This is a genomic window from Acidocella sp. (assembly GCF_028687955.1).
Classification (GTDB): domain Bacteria; phylum Pseudomonadota; class Alphaproteobacteria; order Acetobacterales; family Acetobacteraceae; genus Acidocella.
This window is the reverse complement of the sequence record NZ_JAQTZC010000048.1, coordinates 1-17,181: the sequence shown is the minus strand read 5'-3', so window position 1 is coordinate 17,181 and position 17,181 is coordinate 1. Positions and strand designations below refer to the sequence as shown.

18 protein-coding genes and 2 tRNA genes are annotated in these 17,181 nt (G+C 61.0%); 12 read left to right on the top strand and 8 right to left on the bottom strand.

The genetic code is table 11. From position 1 onward, the window contains the following. Nucleotides 1–467: 467 nt before the first annotated feature. Genes PHE40_RS07715 through PHE40_RS07700 form a run of 4 tightly spaced genes read right to left on the bottom strand, consistent with a single transcriptional unit; the run spans nt 468 to nt 3,594 of the window. Entirely contained in the window at nt 468–1,436 is a 969-nt protein-coding gene (locus PHE40_RS07715) for an NAD-dependent epimerase/dehydratase family protein (RefSeq protein ID WP_299960375.1), read from the bottom strand. Then, nucleotides 1,436–2,023, bottom strand: coding sequence for an SIS domain-containing protein (locus PHE40_RS07710; protein ID WP_299960372.1), 588 nt, complete (start codon nt 2,021–2,023; stop codon nt 1,436–1,438). Before PHE40_RS07710 ends, PHE40_RS07715 begins: the two co-directional genes overlap by 1 nt. Nucleotides 2,024–2,052: 29 nt before the next feature. Further along, nucleotides 2,053–2,838 (bottom strand): 3-hydroxybutyrate dehydrogenase, encoded by a 786-nt coding sequence (locus tag PHE40_RS07705; RefSeq protein ID WP_299960369.1) that lies wholly within the window; start codon nt 2,836–2,838, stop codon nt 2,053–2,055. Between the two features lie 12 nt (nt 2,839–2,850). Next, nucleotides 2,851–3,594 (bottom strand): acetoacetate decarboxylase, encoded by a 744-nt coding sequence (locus tag PHE40_RS07700; protein ID WP_299960366.1) that lies wholly within the window; start codon nt 3,592–3,594, stop codon nt 2,851–2,853. A 134-nt stretch (nt 3,595–3,728) separates the two neighbouring features. Here PHE40_RS07700 and PHE40_RS07695 point away from each other — a divergent pair, with 134 nt between their 5' ends. Further along, entirely contained in the window at nt 3,729–4,904 is a 1,176-nt protein-coding gene (locus PHE40_RS07695; protein ID WP_299960361.1) for a patatin-like phospholipase family protein, read from the top strand. 78 nt (nt 4,905–4,982) lie between these two features. Then, entirely contained in the window at nt 4,983–6,956 is a 1,974-nt protein-coding gene (parE, locus tag PHE40_RS07690; protein ID WP_299960358.1) for a DNA topoisomerase IV subunit B, read from the top strand. 188 nt (nt 6,957–7,144) lie between these two features. On the opposite strand, the gene PHE40_RS07685 is transcribed toward parE, so the two are convergent. From PHE40_RS07685 to PHE40_RS07675, 3 genes are all read right to left on the bottom strand, one after another. Then, the gene (locus PHE40_RS07685) at nt 7,145–7,414 is read right to left on the bottom strand and encodes an HU family DNA-binding protein (protein ID WP_291421621.1); all 270 of its coding nucleotides are present in this window, start codon (nt 7,412–7,414) and stop codon (nt 7,145–7,147) included. A 212-nt stretch (nt 7,415–7,626) separates the two neighbouring features. Next, nucleotides 7,627–7,702, bottom strand: a tRNA-Phe gene (locus PHE40_RS07680). Between the two features lie 46 nt (nt 7,703–7,748). Then, a tRNA-Thr gene (locus PHE40_RS07675) sits at nt 7,749–7,823 on the bottom strand. Between the two features lie 86 nt (nt 7,824–7,909). Here PHE40_RS07675 and PHE40_RS07670 point away from each other — a divergent pair. The 3 genes from PHE40_RS07670 to murA are packed head-to-tail and all read left to right on the top strand — an operon-like array spanning nt 7,910 to nt 9,910. Continuing rightward, nucleotides 7,910–8,086: a hypothetical protein gene (locus PHE40_RS07670; RefSeq protein WP_299960354.1), complete on the top strand. Its 177-nt coding sequence runs from the start codon at nt 7,910–7,912 to the stop codon at nt 8,084–8,086. Next, entirely contained in the window at nt 8,077–8,631 is a 555-nt protein-coding gene (gene dcd / locus PHE40_RS07665; protein ID WP_299960351.1) for a dCTP deaminase, read from the top strand. The genes PHE40_RS07670 and dcd overlap by 10 nt, the downstream gene beginning before the upstream one ends. A gap of 28 nt (nt 8,632–8,659) precedes the next feature. After that, nucleotides 8,660–9,910, top strand: a complete 1,251-nt coding sequence (gene murA / locus PHE40_RS07660; protein WP_299960348.1) for a UDP-N-acetylglucosamine 1-carboxyvinyltransferase — start codon at nt 8,660–8,662, stop codon at nt 9,908–9,910. 10 nt (nt 9,911–9,920) lie between these two features. On the opposite strand, the gene PHE40_RS07655 is transcribed toward murA, so the two are convergent. After that, nucleotides 9,921–11,423: a CpaF family protein gene (locus tag PHE40_RS07655; protein WP_299960345.1), complete on the bottom strand. Its 1,503-nt coding sequence runs from the start codon at nt 11,421–11,423 to the stop codon at nt 9,921–9,923. Between the two features lie 357 nt (nt 11,424–11,780). Here PHE40_RS07655 and hisG point away from each other — a divergent pair, with 357 nt between their 5' ends. From hisG to PHE40_RS07620, 7 genes are all read left to right on the top strand, one after another. Next, on the top strand, nt 11,781–12,425 hold the full coding sequence (hisG, locus tag PHE40_RS07650) for an ATP phosphoribosyltransferase (RefSeq protein ID WP_299960342.1): 645 nt from the start codon (nt 11,781–11,783) through the stop codon (nt 12,423–12,425). Then, on the top strand, nt 12,422–13,711 hold the full coding sequence (hisD, locus tag PHE40_RS07645; RefSeq protein WP_299960339.1) for a histidinol dehydrogenase: 1,290 nt from the start codon (nt 12,422–12,424) through the stop codon (nt 13,709–13,711). The genes hisG and hisD overlap by 4 nt, the downstream gene beginning before the upstream one ends. A gap of 75 nt (nt 13,712–13,786) precedes the next feature. Next, complete coding sequence (infA, locus tag PHE40_RS07640) at nt 13,787–13,990, top strand: translation initiation factor IF-1 (protein WP_370635769.1); 204 nt, start codon at nt 13,787–13,789, stop codon at nt 13,988–13,990. Beyond that, entirely contained in the window at nt 13,987–14,535 is a 549-nt protein-coding gene (locus tag PHE40_RS07635) for a nucleoside triphosphate pyrophosphatase (RefSeq protein ID WP_299960337.1), read from the top strand. The genes infA and PHE40_RS07635 overlap by 4 nt, the downstream gene beginning before the upstream one ends. Continuing rightward, nucleotides 14,532–15,377, top strand: coding sequence for a ribonuclease E/G (locus PHE40_RS07630; RefSeq protein WP_299960336.1), 846 nt, complete (start codon nt 14,532–14,534; stop codon nt 15,375–15,377). The genes PHE40_RS07635 and PHE40_RS07630 overlap by 4 nt, the downstream gene beginning before the upstream one ends. Further along, nucleotides 15,374–15,535: a DNA gyrase inhibitor YacG gene (gene yacG, locus PHE40_RS07625; RefSeq protein WP_299960334.1), complete on the top strand. Its 162-nt coding sequence runs from the start codon at nt 15,374–15,376 to the stop codon at nt 15,533–15,535. Before PHE40_RS07630 ends, yacG begins: the two co-directional genes overlap by 4 nt. Nucleotides 15,536–15,943: 408 nt before the next feature. Further along, entirely contained in the window at nt 15,944–17,107 is a 1,164-nt protein-coding gene (locus tag PHE40_RS07620) for a glycosyltransferase family 2 protein (protein WP_299960331.1), read from the top strand. Nucleotides 17,108–17,181: the final 74 nt, after the last annotated feature.

Below are 17,181 nucleotides of genomic sequence, written 5' to 3'. Positions count from 1 at the left end.
AACCAAATCAGCCATCACCAATCTTCACCAAGCCTAAACCTAATGAAAACCTAAACCCCGCCCTAAAACGAAGCCCAGAAACGCCACCAACGTATCCCTTCCCAGCCTATTCAATTGTCAAATAACATAACCCAAAGAACAAAACGACGGGCCAAAGTCCCCGTCGCGAAGCGTATCAGATTAGCCAGGCACGAAGTCGAAGTCAATTCCGAAACCGTGCTCGGTGGAGGCAGCTTCTATGGAAAGAGATCAGACCCGTCAACCCTGACCGCAAACTAAAACCATCAAAATCCGCATTTTTTCTTTTAATTCATTGTTTTATATACATAAAAAAAACTTTCGCCCCCCTCTCAGCCCCTGCCCGCCGTCTTGGCGGCTCTCAAAGCCCCGCCACCACGCAGACCAAAAAAACGGGGGCAGGCCTCAGTTTGCCTCGCCCCCGCCCCATCTGTTGCGCGATTCGCCATTCAGGCGGCCGCGCGCATCTCCCGCCAGCGCAAATACCACGCCACAAATTTCGGTATCCCCACTTCCAGCGGCGTCGTTGGCGCATAGCCGCACAACGCCCCCAAAGCCGACACATCAGCGCAGGTCTCCACCGGGTCCGCCTCCGGCTTCGGCAAATTCACCGTCACAGCTTTCCGCCCCAGCCCCTCTTCCAGCAGCCGCACCAGATCCGTCACATACTCCGCGCGGTTATTGCCGATATTAAACAACCTATGCGGTGCCGCATCCTCTGGCGGATGGTCAAATACCCCCATGATTCCGGCCACGATGTCGTCGATATAGGTAAAATCGCGCTTCAACCGCCCTTCGTCGTACAAAGTCACCGGCCGCCCCGCGCAAATCGCCTCCGCGAAGCCAAAATACGCCATATCCGGCCGCCCCCAGGGTCCATACACGGTAAAAAACCGCAACCCCGTCTGCTTCAGCCCGAACAAATGGGTATAGGATTTGCTCATCAGCTCATCCGCCCGCTTAGTCGCCGCATACAATGAGGAGGGCTGGTCAGCCCGCGCATCCTCCGCATAGGGCAACGCTGAGCCCGTTCCATAAACCGACGACGAACTTGCATAAATCAGATGCTTCACACCCGGCGTATGCCGCGCCAGCTCCAGCACCGAGAGATGCCCGGTCAAATTCGAGGCCGCATACGCAAACGGCTGCTCCAGCGAGTAACGCACCCCCGCCTGCGCCGCTACATGCACAATCACCTCCACCCCATCGCCCAAGCGCATCACCGCTTCATGGTCGGCAATGTCCAATTTATGGAAGGTGAACCCCGCCCCCAGCCTGGCCAGGCGCGCCTGTTTCAGCCGCACATCGTAGTATGGGTTGAGGTCATCAACCCCCACCACCTCGATGCCCCGGGCCAGCAACGCCTGCGCCACATAATAGCCGACAAACCCGGCCGCCCCTGTTACCAATACCCGCATCAGCCCACCAACCGGTCTTCCAGCAATGTCAGCACGGCATGCCCCAGCGTGATGTGGCATTCCTGTATCCGCGCCGTCTCCGAATCGGGCACCACCACCGCGAAATCACACAGCGCCAGCGCCGGCCCGCCATCCCCGCCCAGAAACCCGACCGTCACAATCCCCATCTCGCGCGCCGCCCGCAAAGCGTGCAGCACATTCACCGAGCGCCCAGATGTGGTGATGCCAAACAGCACATCCCCCGCCCGGCCCAGTCCGCGCAGCGGGCGGGCAAACATCTCCTCCACGCCAAAATCGTTCACCGCCGCCGTCACCGCGGAGGTATCCAGCGCCAGCGTCATCGCAGGCCAGCTCTCGCGCGGCACCGCCCCGCGCAGCCGTATCACCAGCTCCGTCGCCAGATGCTGCGCATCCGCCGCCGAGCCGCCGTTGCCACAGAATATCAGCTTGCCCCCACCGCGGATCGCGCGTTCACAAGCCCCCACAACATCAAGCACCGGCGCCGCATTGGCCGCCAGCTCCAGCTTCAGCGCGGCCGAGCGTTGCAGCATCGCCGCAAACCGCCCGGCCTCGGTTTCATGATTCAAAATGCGTCCACTCCTGTCCGTTCAAGCGGCTACTGCGCAACCCAGCCGCCATCCATGGAAAGCGGCGTCCCGGTGATCGTCTCCGCAGCGTCGGATGCCAAAAACACCACCATCGCGCCCAGATGCTCCGGCGTCGAGAACTTCAGCATCGGCTGCTTTTCCTCCAACAGCTTCTTCTTCTCGGTCTCCACATCGGTGCCGTTCTCCTTGGCCCGGTCTTCCAGCTGCTTCTGCACCAGGGGCGTCAGCACCCAGCCCGGGCAGATTGCGTTCACCGTAATCCCGTCATTCGCCACTTCAATGGCCGCCACCTTCGTCGCGCCCACAACGCCATGCTTGGCCGCCACATAGGCCACCTTGTTCGGGCTCGCCACCAGCCCATGCGCCGAGGCAATATTAATAATCCGCCCCCATTTGCGCGCCTTCATCCCCGGAATGGCATATTTCATGCCATAGAACACCGCCGAGAGGTTGATCGCGATGATCGCCTCCCATTTCGCTTCCGGAAACTCCTCCACCGGCGCCACAAACTGGATCCCCGCATTGTTCACCAGAATATCCAGCCGCCCCAGCTGCGCCTCGGTCTTGGCCACAATCCCCGCCACCTGGTCCGGCTTGCTCAGATCCGCGCCATCATACAGCACCCGCACCGAGAACTCCGCCGCCAGCCCGGCCCGCAGCGCCTCAATGGCCGCCGCATCACCAAACCCGTTGAGCATGACATCCGCCCCCGCTGCCGCCAATGCGCGCGCAATGCCCAGCCCAATGCCGCTGGTCGAACCTGTCACCAAAGCCACTTTACCTTTTAACGCCATCACCAACTCTCCTTATTTCGGCTCGTCGAGATAATCATGCAGCACCGTGCCATAGGGCAGCGTCAAATCGGCCAGCAAATGCTGCCCATACATAATTTTCCGTACCGGCAAATCCGCCAGGCGGCAATTCACATGCGGCACCAGATGCAGCCGCGCATCCCCCGTAAAAGCAAATTTCAGGTCAATGTCCTGCAAATGATACCCAACAAGCTGCGCAATTTTCGGCCGGCCATCCACATCGGGAATAAACTTCAAATTCACGTTCAATTTACCCATCCCCGCCTTCGTCTGCGCCAGGTCCATCGGCGCCTGCTTATACACCATGGTCCCCAGCGCCACCCGCTCCTCGTCATAATAGAGCGTACCGGTCAGCGTCTCATGAATCGTCTTCAGCCGTGGAATACCGAATTTCTTGGGAAACCCCCAAATCTCCCGGCCAGCCGTGGTCGGCGCCTCATCGTCGAGGAACATCATGCAGCTATAGTTGCATTTAACACCATTATACGTCGCCGCGATGCCGCAGCCGCTCTCCTCGTAATCGCCAAACCCTGACGAATCGGGCATTTTCATCCATTCGAAGAACACATGGTTCCCATCCGGCTCCAACGGCTCGGGCAGCATGGCCCGCACCGCCGCGGGGTCCGTTTCATAATGAATCAGCAAATATTCACGGTTGATGAACCGGAACGGCCCCTTCGGATAACTGGGAGAGGCAAGCGGCATCGAGGCAGCACCGAGTATCTCATCGCGCGTCATTTGGCTTTCTCCTGTGGCCCTCTTATGTATGTGTCCCCCGCATCAGTTTCATGTGACGTTTATGTCACATTCTATTTAGGCCCCCGGCCCAATATGCTGCTACAACCCGCCTGCCGGACCAAGGATCATTGCTCATGGACATGCTGACAGACCCGCGCACTCCGTTGCGCAAGCCGCTCGCCCCCATCGCCCCGCTCCCCCGCCCCGCGGGGTGCGACGGCATAGGCCTCGTCCTGCAAGGGGGCGGCGCGCTCGGCGCCTATCAGGCCGGCGTCTACCAGGCCCTGCATGAGGCAAATTTCGAGCCGGACTGGATCGCAGGCGTCTCCATCGGCTCCATCAACGCCGCCATCATCGCTGGCAACAAGCCTGATAACCGGCTGGAAAAGCTGGAAAAATTCTGGCTGGACATCACCGCCCGCGACCCCTTCACCTTCTGGCCCGAAGGCGACGATCCGCGCAAACTGCGCAACATCCTCTCCGCGCTGCACGGCATGGCCTTTGGCCAGCCCGGCTTTTTCAAGCCCGCCGCCGTTAACGCCTGGCTCGCCCCGCGTGGCGCGCGCGCCGCCACCGCCCTTTATGACACCTCGCCCCTGCACAAAACCCTGGAAAACCTGGTCGATTTCGATCTCATCAACAGCCGCACGCCCCGCTTCGCCGTCGGCGCGGTCAACGTCGCCACCGCCAATTTCCTTTATTTTGATAATACCCAAACCGAAATCGGCCCCGAGCACATCATGGCCAGCGGCGCCCTGCCCCCGGCCCTGCCCATGGTGCGCATCGGCAAACATCACTACTGGGATGGCGGGCTGGTCTCCAACACCCCGCTGCAACACCTGCTCGACAATTGCGGCAGCATGAACCTGCTGGTCTTCCAGGTGGATCTCTTCTCCGCCAGGGGCGACATCCCGCGCGACATGCCAGACGTCCTCTCCCGCCAGAAGGACATCCAATATTCCTCGCGCACCCGCACCACCACGGACCATTTTCTCCAAACCCACCAGCTCAAGCAGGCCCTGCGCGACGCCCTCGCCCTGCTCCCCTTCGAGCGCCTGACCGACGCCCAGACCGCCATGAAGATCGAACTCGAGCGCCTGCCCGAAATCAACATCATGCAACTCATCTACCAGCAGAAGGCCTATGAAGGCGGCGCCAAGGACTATGAGTTCAGCCGCCTCTCCATGAAGGACCACTGGCGCTCGGGCTATTACGACACCCGCAACACCCTGGCCCATTCCGAATGGCTTGAAATGAAGGGCACCGGCGGCGGCATCCACACACACGACATCCACACCGCCGGCGAATAGCCTTTGCACCCCCGCCCCTTGGCCTCGCCTCCGGTCCATGGCAACTGAAGCGTTGACCATCACCGGAGTCGGAACACCTTGAGCGACTTATTCGAAAACAGCCCCAGTCAAGACAGCTACGGCGCCAAGGACATTGAGGTTCTTGAAGGCCTGGAGCCGGTGCGCCGGCGCCCAGGCATGTATATCGGCGGCACGGACGATGCGGCATTGCACCACCTCGCCGCCGAAATCCTCGACAACGCCATGGACGAAGCCGTCGCCGGCCACGCCAGCATCATCGAAATGTCCCTGGAGCCCGCCAACACCCTCACCGTACGCGACAACGGCCGCGGCATCCCGGTTGACCCGCACCCGAAGTTCAAAAACAAATCCGCGCTCGAGGTCATCCTCACCACCCTGCACTCGGGCGGCAAATTCTCCGGCAAGGCCTACGCCACCTCCGGCGGCCTGCATGGCGTCGGCTCCTCGGTCGTCAACGCCCTATCCAGCGCCTTCACCGCCGAGGTCGCGCGCGATAAAAAACTCTACCGCCAGGAGTTCGCCAAAGGCATCCCGGTCACCAAACTCATCGAGGTCGGCCCCATCCAGAACCGCCGCGGCACCACCATCCGCTTCATCCCTGACACTGAAATTTTCGACGGCAAGCAATTCTCCCCCGCCAGGCTCTACAAGCTCTGCCGCTCCAAAGCCTATCTCTTCCGCGGCGTGCGCATCAAATGGTCCTGCGACCCCAGCCTGCTGAAGGCCGATTCCGAAACCCCGGCCAGCGCCGAGCTGCACTTCCCCGGCGGCCTGCGTGATTCCCTCGCCGCCGACCTCGGGGCCACCCCCCAGATCCTGCCCGAAATCTGGTCCGGCGAAGCCAAATTCCCCGCGGGCGCTGACGGCTCGGATCAAGGCAAGCTGGAATGGGCCTGCGCCTGGATCGAGCGCGGCGACTCCTCGCTCGACACCTATTGCAACACCGTCCCCACCCCACTCGGCGGCACCCACGAATCCGGCTTCCGCGCCGCCTTGCTCAAGGGCCTGCGCGCCTGGACCGAGCAACGCAACAACAAGCGCGGCGCCGCCATCATCGCGGACGACATCACCGGCGCCCTGCGCGCCAAGCTCTCGCTGTTCATCCGCGAACCTCAATTCCAGGGCCAGACCAAGGAAAAGCTCACCAACCCCGAGGCCGCCCGCCTCACCGAAATCTCGCTACGCGACCGTTTCGATCACTTTCTCGCAGGCGACCCCACCAATGCCGACAACCTGCTCTCCTTCATCATTGACCGCGCCGAAGAACGCCTCCGCCGCAAGGAGCTAAAGGACACCCCACGCAAAACCGCCACGCGCCGGCTGCGCCTGCCCGGAAAACTGGCTGACTGCAGCACGGAAAACGCCGAGGGCACGGAAATCTTCCTGGTCGAGGGCGATTCCGCCGGCGGCTCAGCCAAACAGGCCCGCAACCGCAACACCCAGGCGATCCTGCCGCTCAAAGGCAAAATCCTGAACGTCGCTTCCGCCTCTACTGAAAAATTGCGGCAGAACCAGGAACTCAAAGACCTTATCGAAGCCCTGGGCTGCGGCGCCGGCCAGAACTTCAACCGCGCCAACCTGCGCTACGAGCGCATCATCATCATGACCGACGCCGACGTCGACGGCGCCCACATCGCCTCCCTGTTGATGACCTTCTTCTACCGTGAATTGCCTGAACTTATCCGCCACGGCCATGTCTACCTCGCCCAACCGCCGCTCTATCGTATCGTGCAAGGGGCGCGGAGCATCTACGCGATGGACGACGACGCCCGCGAAAAACTCATAAAAACCTTCAAGCCCGGCGCCAAACTGGAGGTCAGCCGCTTCAAGGGTCTGGGCGAAATGCCCCCGCAGGTGCTGAAGGAAACCACAATGGACCCCACAAAACGTACCCTGCTGCGCATCACCACGCCGGCGGAATCACGCGCCGAAACCGCGAACATGGTGGAGAGCCTGATGGGCAAGCGCCCCGAGTTGCGCTTCGCCTTCATTCAGGAAAATGCAGGCACAGTCACGGATATCGACATTTAATCCGCCCCATCATGCCAGCGCAAGCTGGTATCTTGCCCGCCCCGTAACAAAACGTAACCACCCCTCGCATTCATTGCAAGTATCACCTTGCCAAAATGAAAATGCGTCGCATTCAACCCGCCGCAGCACATAAAAAAAGCGGCCCGCTTCGCGCGTGCCGCTTTTCTAATTACTAATTTTTATTTACTTCAGACCATCTTCTTCAGGCTCGGCGAAGCCTTGAAGCGCACGGTTTTGCCTGCTTTAACCTTGATCTCTTCGCCGGTGCGCGGATTCACGCCCTTGCGCGCCTTGGTCTTGCGCACGGTGAACGTCCCGAAGCTCGGCAGCGTGAACTTGCCGTTCTTCTTCATTTCCTTAACAATCGCATCGATCAGTTCTGCAGCGGTACGGTTCGCCGCAACCCCGGTAATTTCAGCAGAATTCTGAATAACTTCAGCAATAAATGCTTTCGACATGTTTCTAGCTTCTTTCCTGTTTCACAGTCCTGGCTAGGCGTCGCCACCCAAACCGGTGCTTTTTAAAATCTCAAAACGCTCGGGGCCCACACGACAAAGACCAGGCGCGTCGTCAAACAACTAGCCTTCGCCTATCATAAAGGCCAGAGCATTCCCTCACGGAACAAAAAATTTTCTTCAATTTAAAGGGAAATTCCGCATGAACGGGAAAATGGTGCCCAAGACCGGAATCGAACCAGTGACACTGCGATTTTCAGTCGCATGCTCTACCAACTGAGCTACTTGGGCACACAGCCGAGGGACTAAACCAACCGTCCCCCGGTTTCAACCCCGCTGGTGCTGTCACTGGGAATTGAACCCAGGACCTCTTCATTACCAATGAAGTGCTCTACCCCTGAGCTATGACAGCATACGCGGTGCCGCCCTATATCGCCGCATTGGCCCTGACGCAACAGGGGCCTTGACGGTTTCTCCCCTCACGGCTTCAAGAAGTCCATGTCAGAGCCGAAAAACCCAACCAAGGCCGAGCTTGCCGCCGCCGCGCGGGCCCGCGCCAAGGCCGCGCGCGAGGCCGAGGCCCTGCGCGCCAACCTGCACCGGCGCAAGGCGCAAGCCCGCGCCGAGGCCGCCAAACCTGCCCAAACGGCAGAGGAGCCCACCAAATGCCCGTAATGCCCGACCACTGGATTCGCACCCAAGCCCTTGAGAATAACATGATCTCCCCCTTCGTTGAGGAGCAAAAGCGCGATGGCGTGGTCTCCTATGGCCTCTCCTCCTATGGCTATGACGCCCGCTGTTCAGACCATTTTAAAATTTTCACCAATGTCGATTCGGCCGTGGTCGACCCTAAAAATTTCAACCCCAATAGCTTCGTTGACCGCACCGGCCCGGTCTGCATCATCCCGCCCAACAGCTTCGCGCTCACCCATACGGTCGAATATTTCCGCATCCCGCGCGATATTCTGGTCATCTGCCTGGGTAAATCCACCTATGCGCGCTGCGGCATCATCGTGAACGTCACCCCCCTGGAGCCCGAATGGGAAGGCCAGGTGACCATCGAGATCTCCAACACCACCCCGCTCCCGGCCAAAATTTACGCGGGCGAGGGCATCTGCCAGTTCCTCTTCCTCCAGGGCGCCAGCCCCTGCGAGACCTCCTATGCCGATAAATCCGGCAAATACATGGGCCAGCGCGGCGTTTCGCTGCCGCGCATGTAACCCCCGCCTCGCATTAGGATAACATATCATGGACTCCATTCGCATCACCGGCGGCGTGCCCCTGCGCGGCACCATCGCCATCTCCGGCGCCAAAAACGCCGCCCTGCCGCTCATGACCTGCGGCCTGCTGACCGACGAACGCCTCATCCTCTCCAACGTCGCCAAACTGGCTGATCTCGCCACCATGGCCGAGCTGCTGGCCCAGCATGGCATCGCGGTGGAACCCTCCGGACGCACCCTCTCGCTGGGCGGGCGCATCACTAACACCCTCGCCCCGTATGATATCGTGCGTAAAATGCGCGCCTCCATCCTCGTGCTCGGCCCCCTGCTGGCGCGCCGGCGCGAGGCCCGTGTCTCGCTCCCCGGCGGCTGCGCCATCGGCACCCGCCCGGTGGACCTGCATTTGAAGGGGCTGGAGGCCATGGGCGCGGTCATCAAGCTGGACGCCGGCTACATCGAGGCCACCGCCCCCGCCGGGCTGCACGACGCGCAGATCGTCTTCCCCTTCGTCTCCGTCGGCGCCACCGAGAACCTCCTCATGGCCGCCGCCCTGGCCGATGGCACCACCACCCTGCAAAACGCCGCCCGCGAGCCCGAGATCATCGACCTCTGCGCCTGCCTCACCGCCATGGGCGCGCGCATTGAGGGCATCGGCACCGGCACATTAACCATCCACGGCGTCAAATCCCTCCACGGCGCGCAGCACGCCATCCTGCCGGACCGTATCGAGACCGGCACCTACGCCTGCGCCGCCGCCATCACCGGCGGCAAAATCTTCCTCGAAGGTGCGCGCGCCGCCGACCTTGGCGCCGTGCTCTCCAGCCTGCGCGAGGCCGGCGTGGTCATCACCGAAGAGCCAAACGGCTTCTGGGTGGAACGCGCCAACGGCCTGCACGGCGTGGATGTCGTCACCGAGCCATTCCCCGGCTTCCCGACCGACATGCAGGCCCAGTTCATGGCCCTCATGGCCGTGGCCGAGGGCGCCTCGATGATCACCGAGACCATCTTCGAAAACCGCTTCATGCACGTCCCAGAACTTAACCGCATGGGAGCCAGGATCAATGCGCATGGCTCCTCGGCCATCATCCGCGGCGTGAAAAAGCTCACCGGCGCCCCCGTCATGGCGACTGACCTGCGCGCCTCCTTCTCCCTGGTCCTCGCCGCCCTGGCCGCCGAGGGTGAAACCACCATCTCGCGCGTCTATCACCTCGACCGCGGCTATGAATCGGTGGAGCAAAAACTCGCCGCCTGCGGCGCGCGTATCGAGCGGATCGGCTGAAAATCAGGCATCATAACGGCTCGGCCGTCATGGCCGGGTCGTGCGCGGCCTCCTCCATCGCCTCCATCCAGGCGCCCTCGAGGCCGAAATATGTCAGTTTCTCGTAGAACGACGGCTGACTGCGATCTATATGATACCGTGCGATCAACCGCCCATCATGCGCTTCGCCCAGTATTTTCAGTTTAAAAATATCCCTGAGCAACACAACATCTTCTTCAAGCCCGGCAACATCCGTCACCTCGGTCACCCGCCGTACCCCATCGCGCTGGCGGTCCAGCTGCACGATGACGTTGATCGCCGCCACCATCTCGGTGCGAATGGATTTTGACGACAAACCCATATTGGACATCTGCACCATGTTCTCGATCCGCGAGAGCGCGTCACGGGTGCTGTTGGCATGAATGGTCGAAAGTGAACCGGCATGCCCCGTGTTCATCGCCTGCAACATGTCGAACGCTTCACTGCCGCGCACCTCACCGACGATGATACGGTCAGGGCGCATCCGCAACGCGTTGCGCACCAGGTCGCGGGTATCCACCTCCCCCTTGCCCTCGAGACTCGCCGGCCGGGTCTCCATCCGCACGATATCCGGCTGCTGCAATTGCAGTTCCGCCACATCCTCCACGGTAACAATGCGCTCACTCGGGTCGATGTACTGGCTCAAAGCGTTCATCAAGGTGGTTTTGCCAGAGCCTGTCCCGCCCGAGACGATGACATTCAACCGGCACCGGGCACAAATCTCCAAAATCTTCGCAATCGAGGGTGTCAGCGAGCCAAACCCAATCAGCTTTTGGAAATCCATGGTCTTTTTGCTGAACTTGCGAATCGAAATCGCAGGTCCGTCCAATGTCAGCGGCGGCAGCACCACATTCACGCGCGAACCATCCTTGAGCCGTGCATCCACCATTGGGCTGCCCTCATCCACATGGCGGCCGACCGATGCCGCGATCCGCTGACAAATATTGGTCAGATGCTCCCAGTCACGAAAATGCACGGCCGCCTGCATCAGCTTGCCGCCACGTTCGATAAAGGTTTTATCAGGCCCGTTCACCACGATATCCGTAATGCTGTCATCCAGCAGCAAAGGTTCCAGCGGCCCCAGGCCGATCATATCGTCCACCAGATCGGTCGCCAGCTGGCGCTGCTCGCTGATATTCATTTGTACGTGGTATTCACTCGCCAATTGCGAAACGAGCCGCTCGACCTCGGCCCATAAACGGTCAGGCGGCAAGGATGCAACCGCCTGCGCATCTATTTTTGTCAGGCAGATCGCGCGCACTTTCGCAACGTCCTCACGCAAACCATGCTCCGCCTCCACGGCGGCGCCCGTCTGGGCGTGGCTGATATCATAAGCATAATTAGGAACCGGTGCCGCGTGTTGCGGGGATGGCCGCAACGGTACCAGCCCCGGCGAAGCCGCCGCCGGCTTTATCACGGACGCACCATCCACCTGGGCCAGTGGCGCCTCATCAACATGTTTATGGCCAAATACCGGCATGTCTTCATTGTTCATTTCAAAAACCCATAATTTGAATCGGCCTCGGTCCGGCCTGCATTATTATTCGATTCCGATCGCCGCGAAACCACCGTAGGTTGCACATCCGTAACCCTTCCGCCTGAAATCAAGTGCATACCAAAACCAAATTTATTCAGCCTTGATCTGCGTCAACCATATCACGGAGGATTACGGCCCTATATCAAATTCCGCCACGGGCCATCGTCATGATCCGCGCGGCATGATCAGCGCCGCGCCCGATCACCGGAAGGTGGCTCCGCCGTGCGAAAGCCCGGGCCACCGCCCCGCAAAGCGGGCCAATCTGAAGTCATCGCACTCTAGCTTCACCCTCGCCCCGGTGGTAATCCCCCGGCCATGTCGATTGTCCTTGCCCTTCCCAAAGGCCGCATCCTCGATGAGGCCGGCCCCCTCCTCGCCCGCGCCGGCATTGCCCCGGCCGCTGATTATGCCGATGAATCGAGCCGGCGGCTGCGTTTTCCCACCAATCACCCAGAGCTGGACGTCATTCGCGTGCGCTCCTTCGATGTCGCCACCTTCGTCGCCTTCGGCGGCGCCCAGATCGGCATCTGCGGCGGCGATGTACTGATGGAATTCGACTATCAGGAAATCTACGCCCCGCTCGACCTGGGCATCGGCCATTGCCGCATCTCGGTCGCCGAACCCAAGGATGATGTGCATACCAATTTCGCCTCGCTCTCGCGCATCCGGGTCGCCAGCAAATACCCCAATTTGGCGAAAAAACACTTTGCCGCCAGGGGGATCCAGGCCGAAATCGTGGAGCTGAACGGCTCCATGGAACTCGCCCCCGGGCTTGGACTCTCGCGCCTCATCGTGGACCTGGTACAAACCGGCAGCACCCTCAAGGCCAACGGGCTGGTGGAAACCGATGTGATCGCGCACGTCTCCTCGCGCCTGATCGTCAACCGGATTGCCTTGAAAACCCGGCCCGATGAGGTCAATTTCTGGATTGAAGGTTTCCGCAAGGCCCTCGCCGCATGAAATTCCTCTCCACCGCTCAGCCACATTTCGCCGCCCAGTTCGACGCCCTGCTGGCGCGTTCCTCGGGCGAGCCGCATGTGGCCGGGCAGGTACGCGAGATCATCGCCGCGGTGCGCGTGCGCGGCGATGCGGCGGTGGTGGAGTACACCAATAAATTCGACCGGGTGGCGCTGAGCGCCGGGGCGTTGCGCATCAACGCTGACGAAATCGCCATGGCCACGGCTGAAATCCCGCATGAGCTGCACGATGCCCTGGCCCTGGCCGCCGCGCGGATCGAGCGGTTCCACCGCGCGCAACTGCCGCGGGACATCGAATTCACCGATGAGACCGGCGCCACGCTGGGCATGCGCTGGGGCGCGCTGGATGCCGTGGGCATCTATGTGCCGGGGGGCAAGGCCTCCTATCCGTCTTCGGTGCTGATGAACGCCATCCCGGCGAAAGTGGCCGGCGTGGGCCGCATCGCCTGCTGTGTTCCCGCACCTGACGGCGTGCTCAACCCGCTGGTGCTGGCGGCCGCGAAAATGGCGGGGGTGAGCGAGATCTACCGCATCGGCGGCGCGCAGGCGGTGGCGGCGATGGCCTACGGCACGCAAAGCATCGCCAAGGTTGACCGCATAACCGGCCCCGGCAACGCCTATGTCGCGGAGGCCAAGCGCCAGGTTTTCGGCCAGGTTGGCATCGACTCCATCGCCGGCCCCTCGGAAGTTTTGATTCTGGCCGATGACAGCGCCAACCCGGCGCATCTGGCGCTCGACCTGCTGGCCCAGGCCGAACATGATGAGGACGCGCAGGCAATCCTCATCACCACCAGCGGCGCGCTGGCCGCCAGCGTGCTGGACGCCGTGAAAACAGCCCTGGAGACCTTGCCGCGCGCGGCGATCGCAGGCGAGAGCATCCGCCGCCATGGCGCGGTGATCCTGGTGCAGGACTGGGACGAGGCCGTGGGGCTGGCCAACCGCATCGCGCCGGAACATCTGCAACTGATGCTGGCCGGGCCGGAGCGGATATTCGCCAAAATCCGCCATGCCGGGGCGATTTTCCTGGGTCAGGACTGCCCGGAAGCCATTGGCGACTATGTGGCCGGGCCCAACCATGTGCTGCCGACCTCCGGCACGGCACGTTTTTCCTCCGGGCTCTCGGTCTATGATTTCATGAAGCGCACCACCTGGGTGAAGCTGACGCCCGGCGCGCTGGAGGCCATCGGCCCCGCCGCCGTGGCGCTGGCGGGGGCCGAGAATCTGGGCGCTCATGCCGCCTCCGTGGCCATCCGGCTTGGGAAAACTTGACCGGAGAGAAAGTTAAGCCCATTTCACCCGCAGCGTTCCAGAAATTTGCACGAGGTGTGTTTGTCTAAAGAAGATATGATCGAGTTCAGCGGCATGGTCACTGAACTGCTTCCCAACGCGATGTTTCGCGTCAAGCTCGACAACGACCATGTGATTCTGGCCCATACCAGCGGCAAGATGCGCAAGAACCGCATCCGGGTGCTGGCCGGGGACCGGGTGAATGTCGAGATGACCCCTTATGACCTGACCAAGGGCCGGATCACATTCCGCTTCAAGTGATTCTGGCTTCGGCCAGCCCCAGACGGCTCGAACTGCTTCGCCAGATTGGGGTAGAGCCGGACCAGATTATTGCTCCTGATATTGATGAGACGCCGCTGGCGGGGGAGCCGCCCCGTGCCTGCGCGCTGCGCCTTGCCCTGGCCAAGCTGGTGCCGGGCTGGGGATATGTGATCGCCGCCGATACAGTGGTGGCCGCCGGGGCGCGAATTCTGCCCAAGGCGGAAAGCCTGGAACAGGCGGAAAAATGCCTGACACTCCTCTCCGGCCGGCGGCACCGGGTTTACACCGGTGTGGCGGTGCGCGCGCCAGATGGCCGGGTGGCCAGCCGTGTGGCGGGCTCCGTGGTGGGCTTTGCCCGGCTGGATGCGGGGCAGTTGCGTGATTATCTGGACAGCGGGGAGTGGCGCGGCAAGGCGGGGGGCTATGCCATCCAGGGCCGGGCGGCGGCGTTCGTGGATTTTGTCTCCGGCTCGTATTCCGCCGTGGTCGGGCTGCCGCTGCATGAGACCGCCTCGCTCCTGCGAGGGCTGGGATACCGGCCATGATCCGGGCTTCGCGCCGGGGCGATGTGGTGCGGGTGGCGCGGCTGGAGGGCGATGTTTTAAGCGAATTCTGGATCTGGAATTTAGGCAAGCCGGATGGCGTGGGTGATGTCTACACCGGGCGGGTGGAGGCGGTGCTGCCGGCGATGGCGGGGCGGTTTGTGGAAATTGGCGGCGTTGCTGGGTTTTTGCCCGATAGCGCGGGCGGCAAAGGACTTACGGTTGGCAGCTATGTGGCGGTGCGGGTGAGCCGCAGCGCGCAGGGCGGCAAAGGCCCGCGGCTGGCGGTGGCCAATGAGGAACCGGGGGAGAGGCCAGGGTTGCTGCGCCGGGGCGAGGGGCCGTTGCTGGAACTAGCGGCAAGAGCGGCGGGTGAGATTCTGGTGGATGATTACGCGTTGATGGCGCAGTTGCGGCCCCGGCTGGCGGCGCGGCTGCGCTATGACGCCAAGGCGTTTGATGCCGTGCTGGAAGACGAGGTGGCGGGATTGGCAGCGCCTTGTGCGCCACTGCCGCTGGGGGCGGTGATGCACATTACCACCGCACCGGCGGCGGTGCTGATTGATATTGACGCCGGGGCTGGCTCTGAGGTTTCGCAACTGGCGTTGAATACCGCGATTATCCCTGAAATTTGCAGGCAGATCGTGCTGCGTAATTTATCGGGCGGGATTCTGATTGATTTTGCCGGGATGAAACCCGCCGCGCGGCTGAAACTGGCGCCACCACTGAGCGCGGCGCTGGGGCGGGATTTTTTGATGCCGGAATTTTTAGGTTTTTCTCATTTGGGCTTTGCCGAGATTATGCGCCGCCGAGTGCGGCCAGGATTGCATGAGGTGTTGCGATGAAGACGCTCTGCCCGATTTGTGAAAAGCCGGGCACCCCGGCGCATAAACCATTTTGTTCAGAACGCTGCGCGCAGGTGGACCTGGGGCGCTGGCTGACCGGAAGCTATGCCCTGCCCGCCAAGCCTGAGGATGAGGACGAAGACGCGGCGGCTGACTGAGCGGGGGCTCCACGTGGAGCGTTTGCGCGGATTGCGGTATAATAGACTGTTAATGCAGCTTAATTTTTTACTTGCACCCCAATTTGTGCGGGTTTGTATCAAAATCGGAATAAATTTTGCGTTTTGAAACAAACAGCCAGCAGGCAGGTTTTGGCCTATACAGGAATCTTCAATCATGATCAGCAAGGGGCATTGGAGAAGGTGACACTCCTCTGCTGAAGTCCTATGGTCTGCAAAAATGGAATGTCATCGTCCTTTATATCGTTTTACGCCGCTATTGGCCTTAGCCTTGGCGGAAGCAAGGTTTATTTTGTGATGGGTTTTTACGCTGCTCTGACCTCCGCGAAATTCAGGTAGGGAAGCAATAATAATGGGGCGGGGCGGCTATCTCTCAGAGGACGGCATGGCATGACTGAAACCTATCTGTGCGATACTTATTTCGCCCTGTTGGAAACGCATACGCTGCGCGAAATAGATCTGTTGAAATATTCGCTGCGCCACCGTACATCAGCCTTCTCGCCAGGGGTCTACGCCGCAGCCGCGGGTATCAATTTCTCCAATGAAACGGATGCCTATCGGCACTGGCTGGAAACCGGGCGGCGGCAAGGCTTGGAATGGGCGCCTGGCAAGGACACGCTGCTGAAAATCATCCTTAAAGCCAAGGACGAAGCCTATCTTATCGACGCATGGGTTGCGCACCACGCTTCCATCGTGGGTTTTGAGAATATCATCATCCTGGATTGCGGGTCTGTAGACCCGGTCTATCGCCAAAAGCTCGCGATACATGCGCAGCGGGTGCTCGTTTTGCCCTACCGGCAGTATTATGATGACGCTCATTGGATTCATGCGAACCGTGATTTCTACGATCTGATCGCCCGCAACTGCCGCTACACGACGGTTCTGGACGCGGATGAATTTCTCGTCGGACGCGATGGAGCGTTTTTCTCCAACCAACTAGTCAAACCAATCTTGCAGCGTTACGATCTGCCACTGCATTGTGGCACCTGGGTCTATGCCAATGGCGGCCTGGCGCTGGAAAACAGCGAGTCTTCGACGGCATGGGCCTTCGATGTCTCGGTGGCATCGCTGGCTCACGGCACTCACGCGGGAAAAGCCATCGTGCGGAGCGACGTACTCCCAGATATTGGCTATCTGGGCCATAATTTTGGCGTGGCTGATGCGGCGCGGTTCGCAACCGAAGACTCGCTTGGCCGACTGATGCTGCTGCACGTGAAGAACCTGCCACCCGCCGTGATGCAGAGGCGGTTTCTGCAGCACCTCATTGCCAAGCGCCTGGTGACGCCGCACCAAGGGCAAAAACCGCTGGCGGAAATCGCGGCGCTGGTGGACAAGCCGGATGTGGAGCCGCTGGCGAGACTTTATGCGCGCACATATCTGGAATTGGAAACCGCCCCCTGGCCACGGGTGGATGATAGCTTAGTGCACGCGGCTCTCATTGGCGACCAGCCACCACAAGCCATACCCGCTTTGAGCACCGCGCTGGATGCCGTGGATTTTCCCGCGCGCCTGAAACTTTGGCGCCGGGAGTTGAACCTTGAGGACGACATGTGATCTTTAGTGATGGCCATTTTCTTCAGTGCAACCCAGACCGCGTTGATCGTCACGCCAAAATGCGCCGCTCGCTC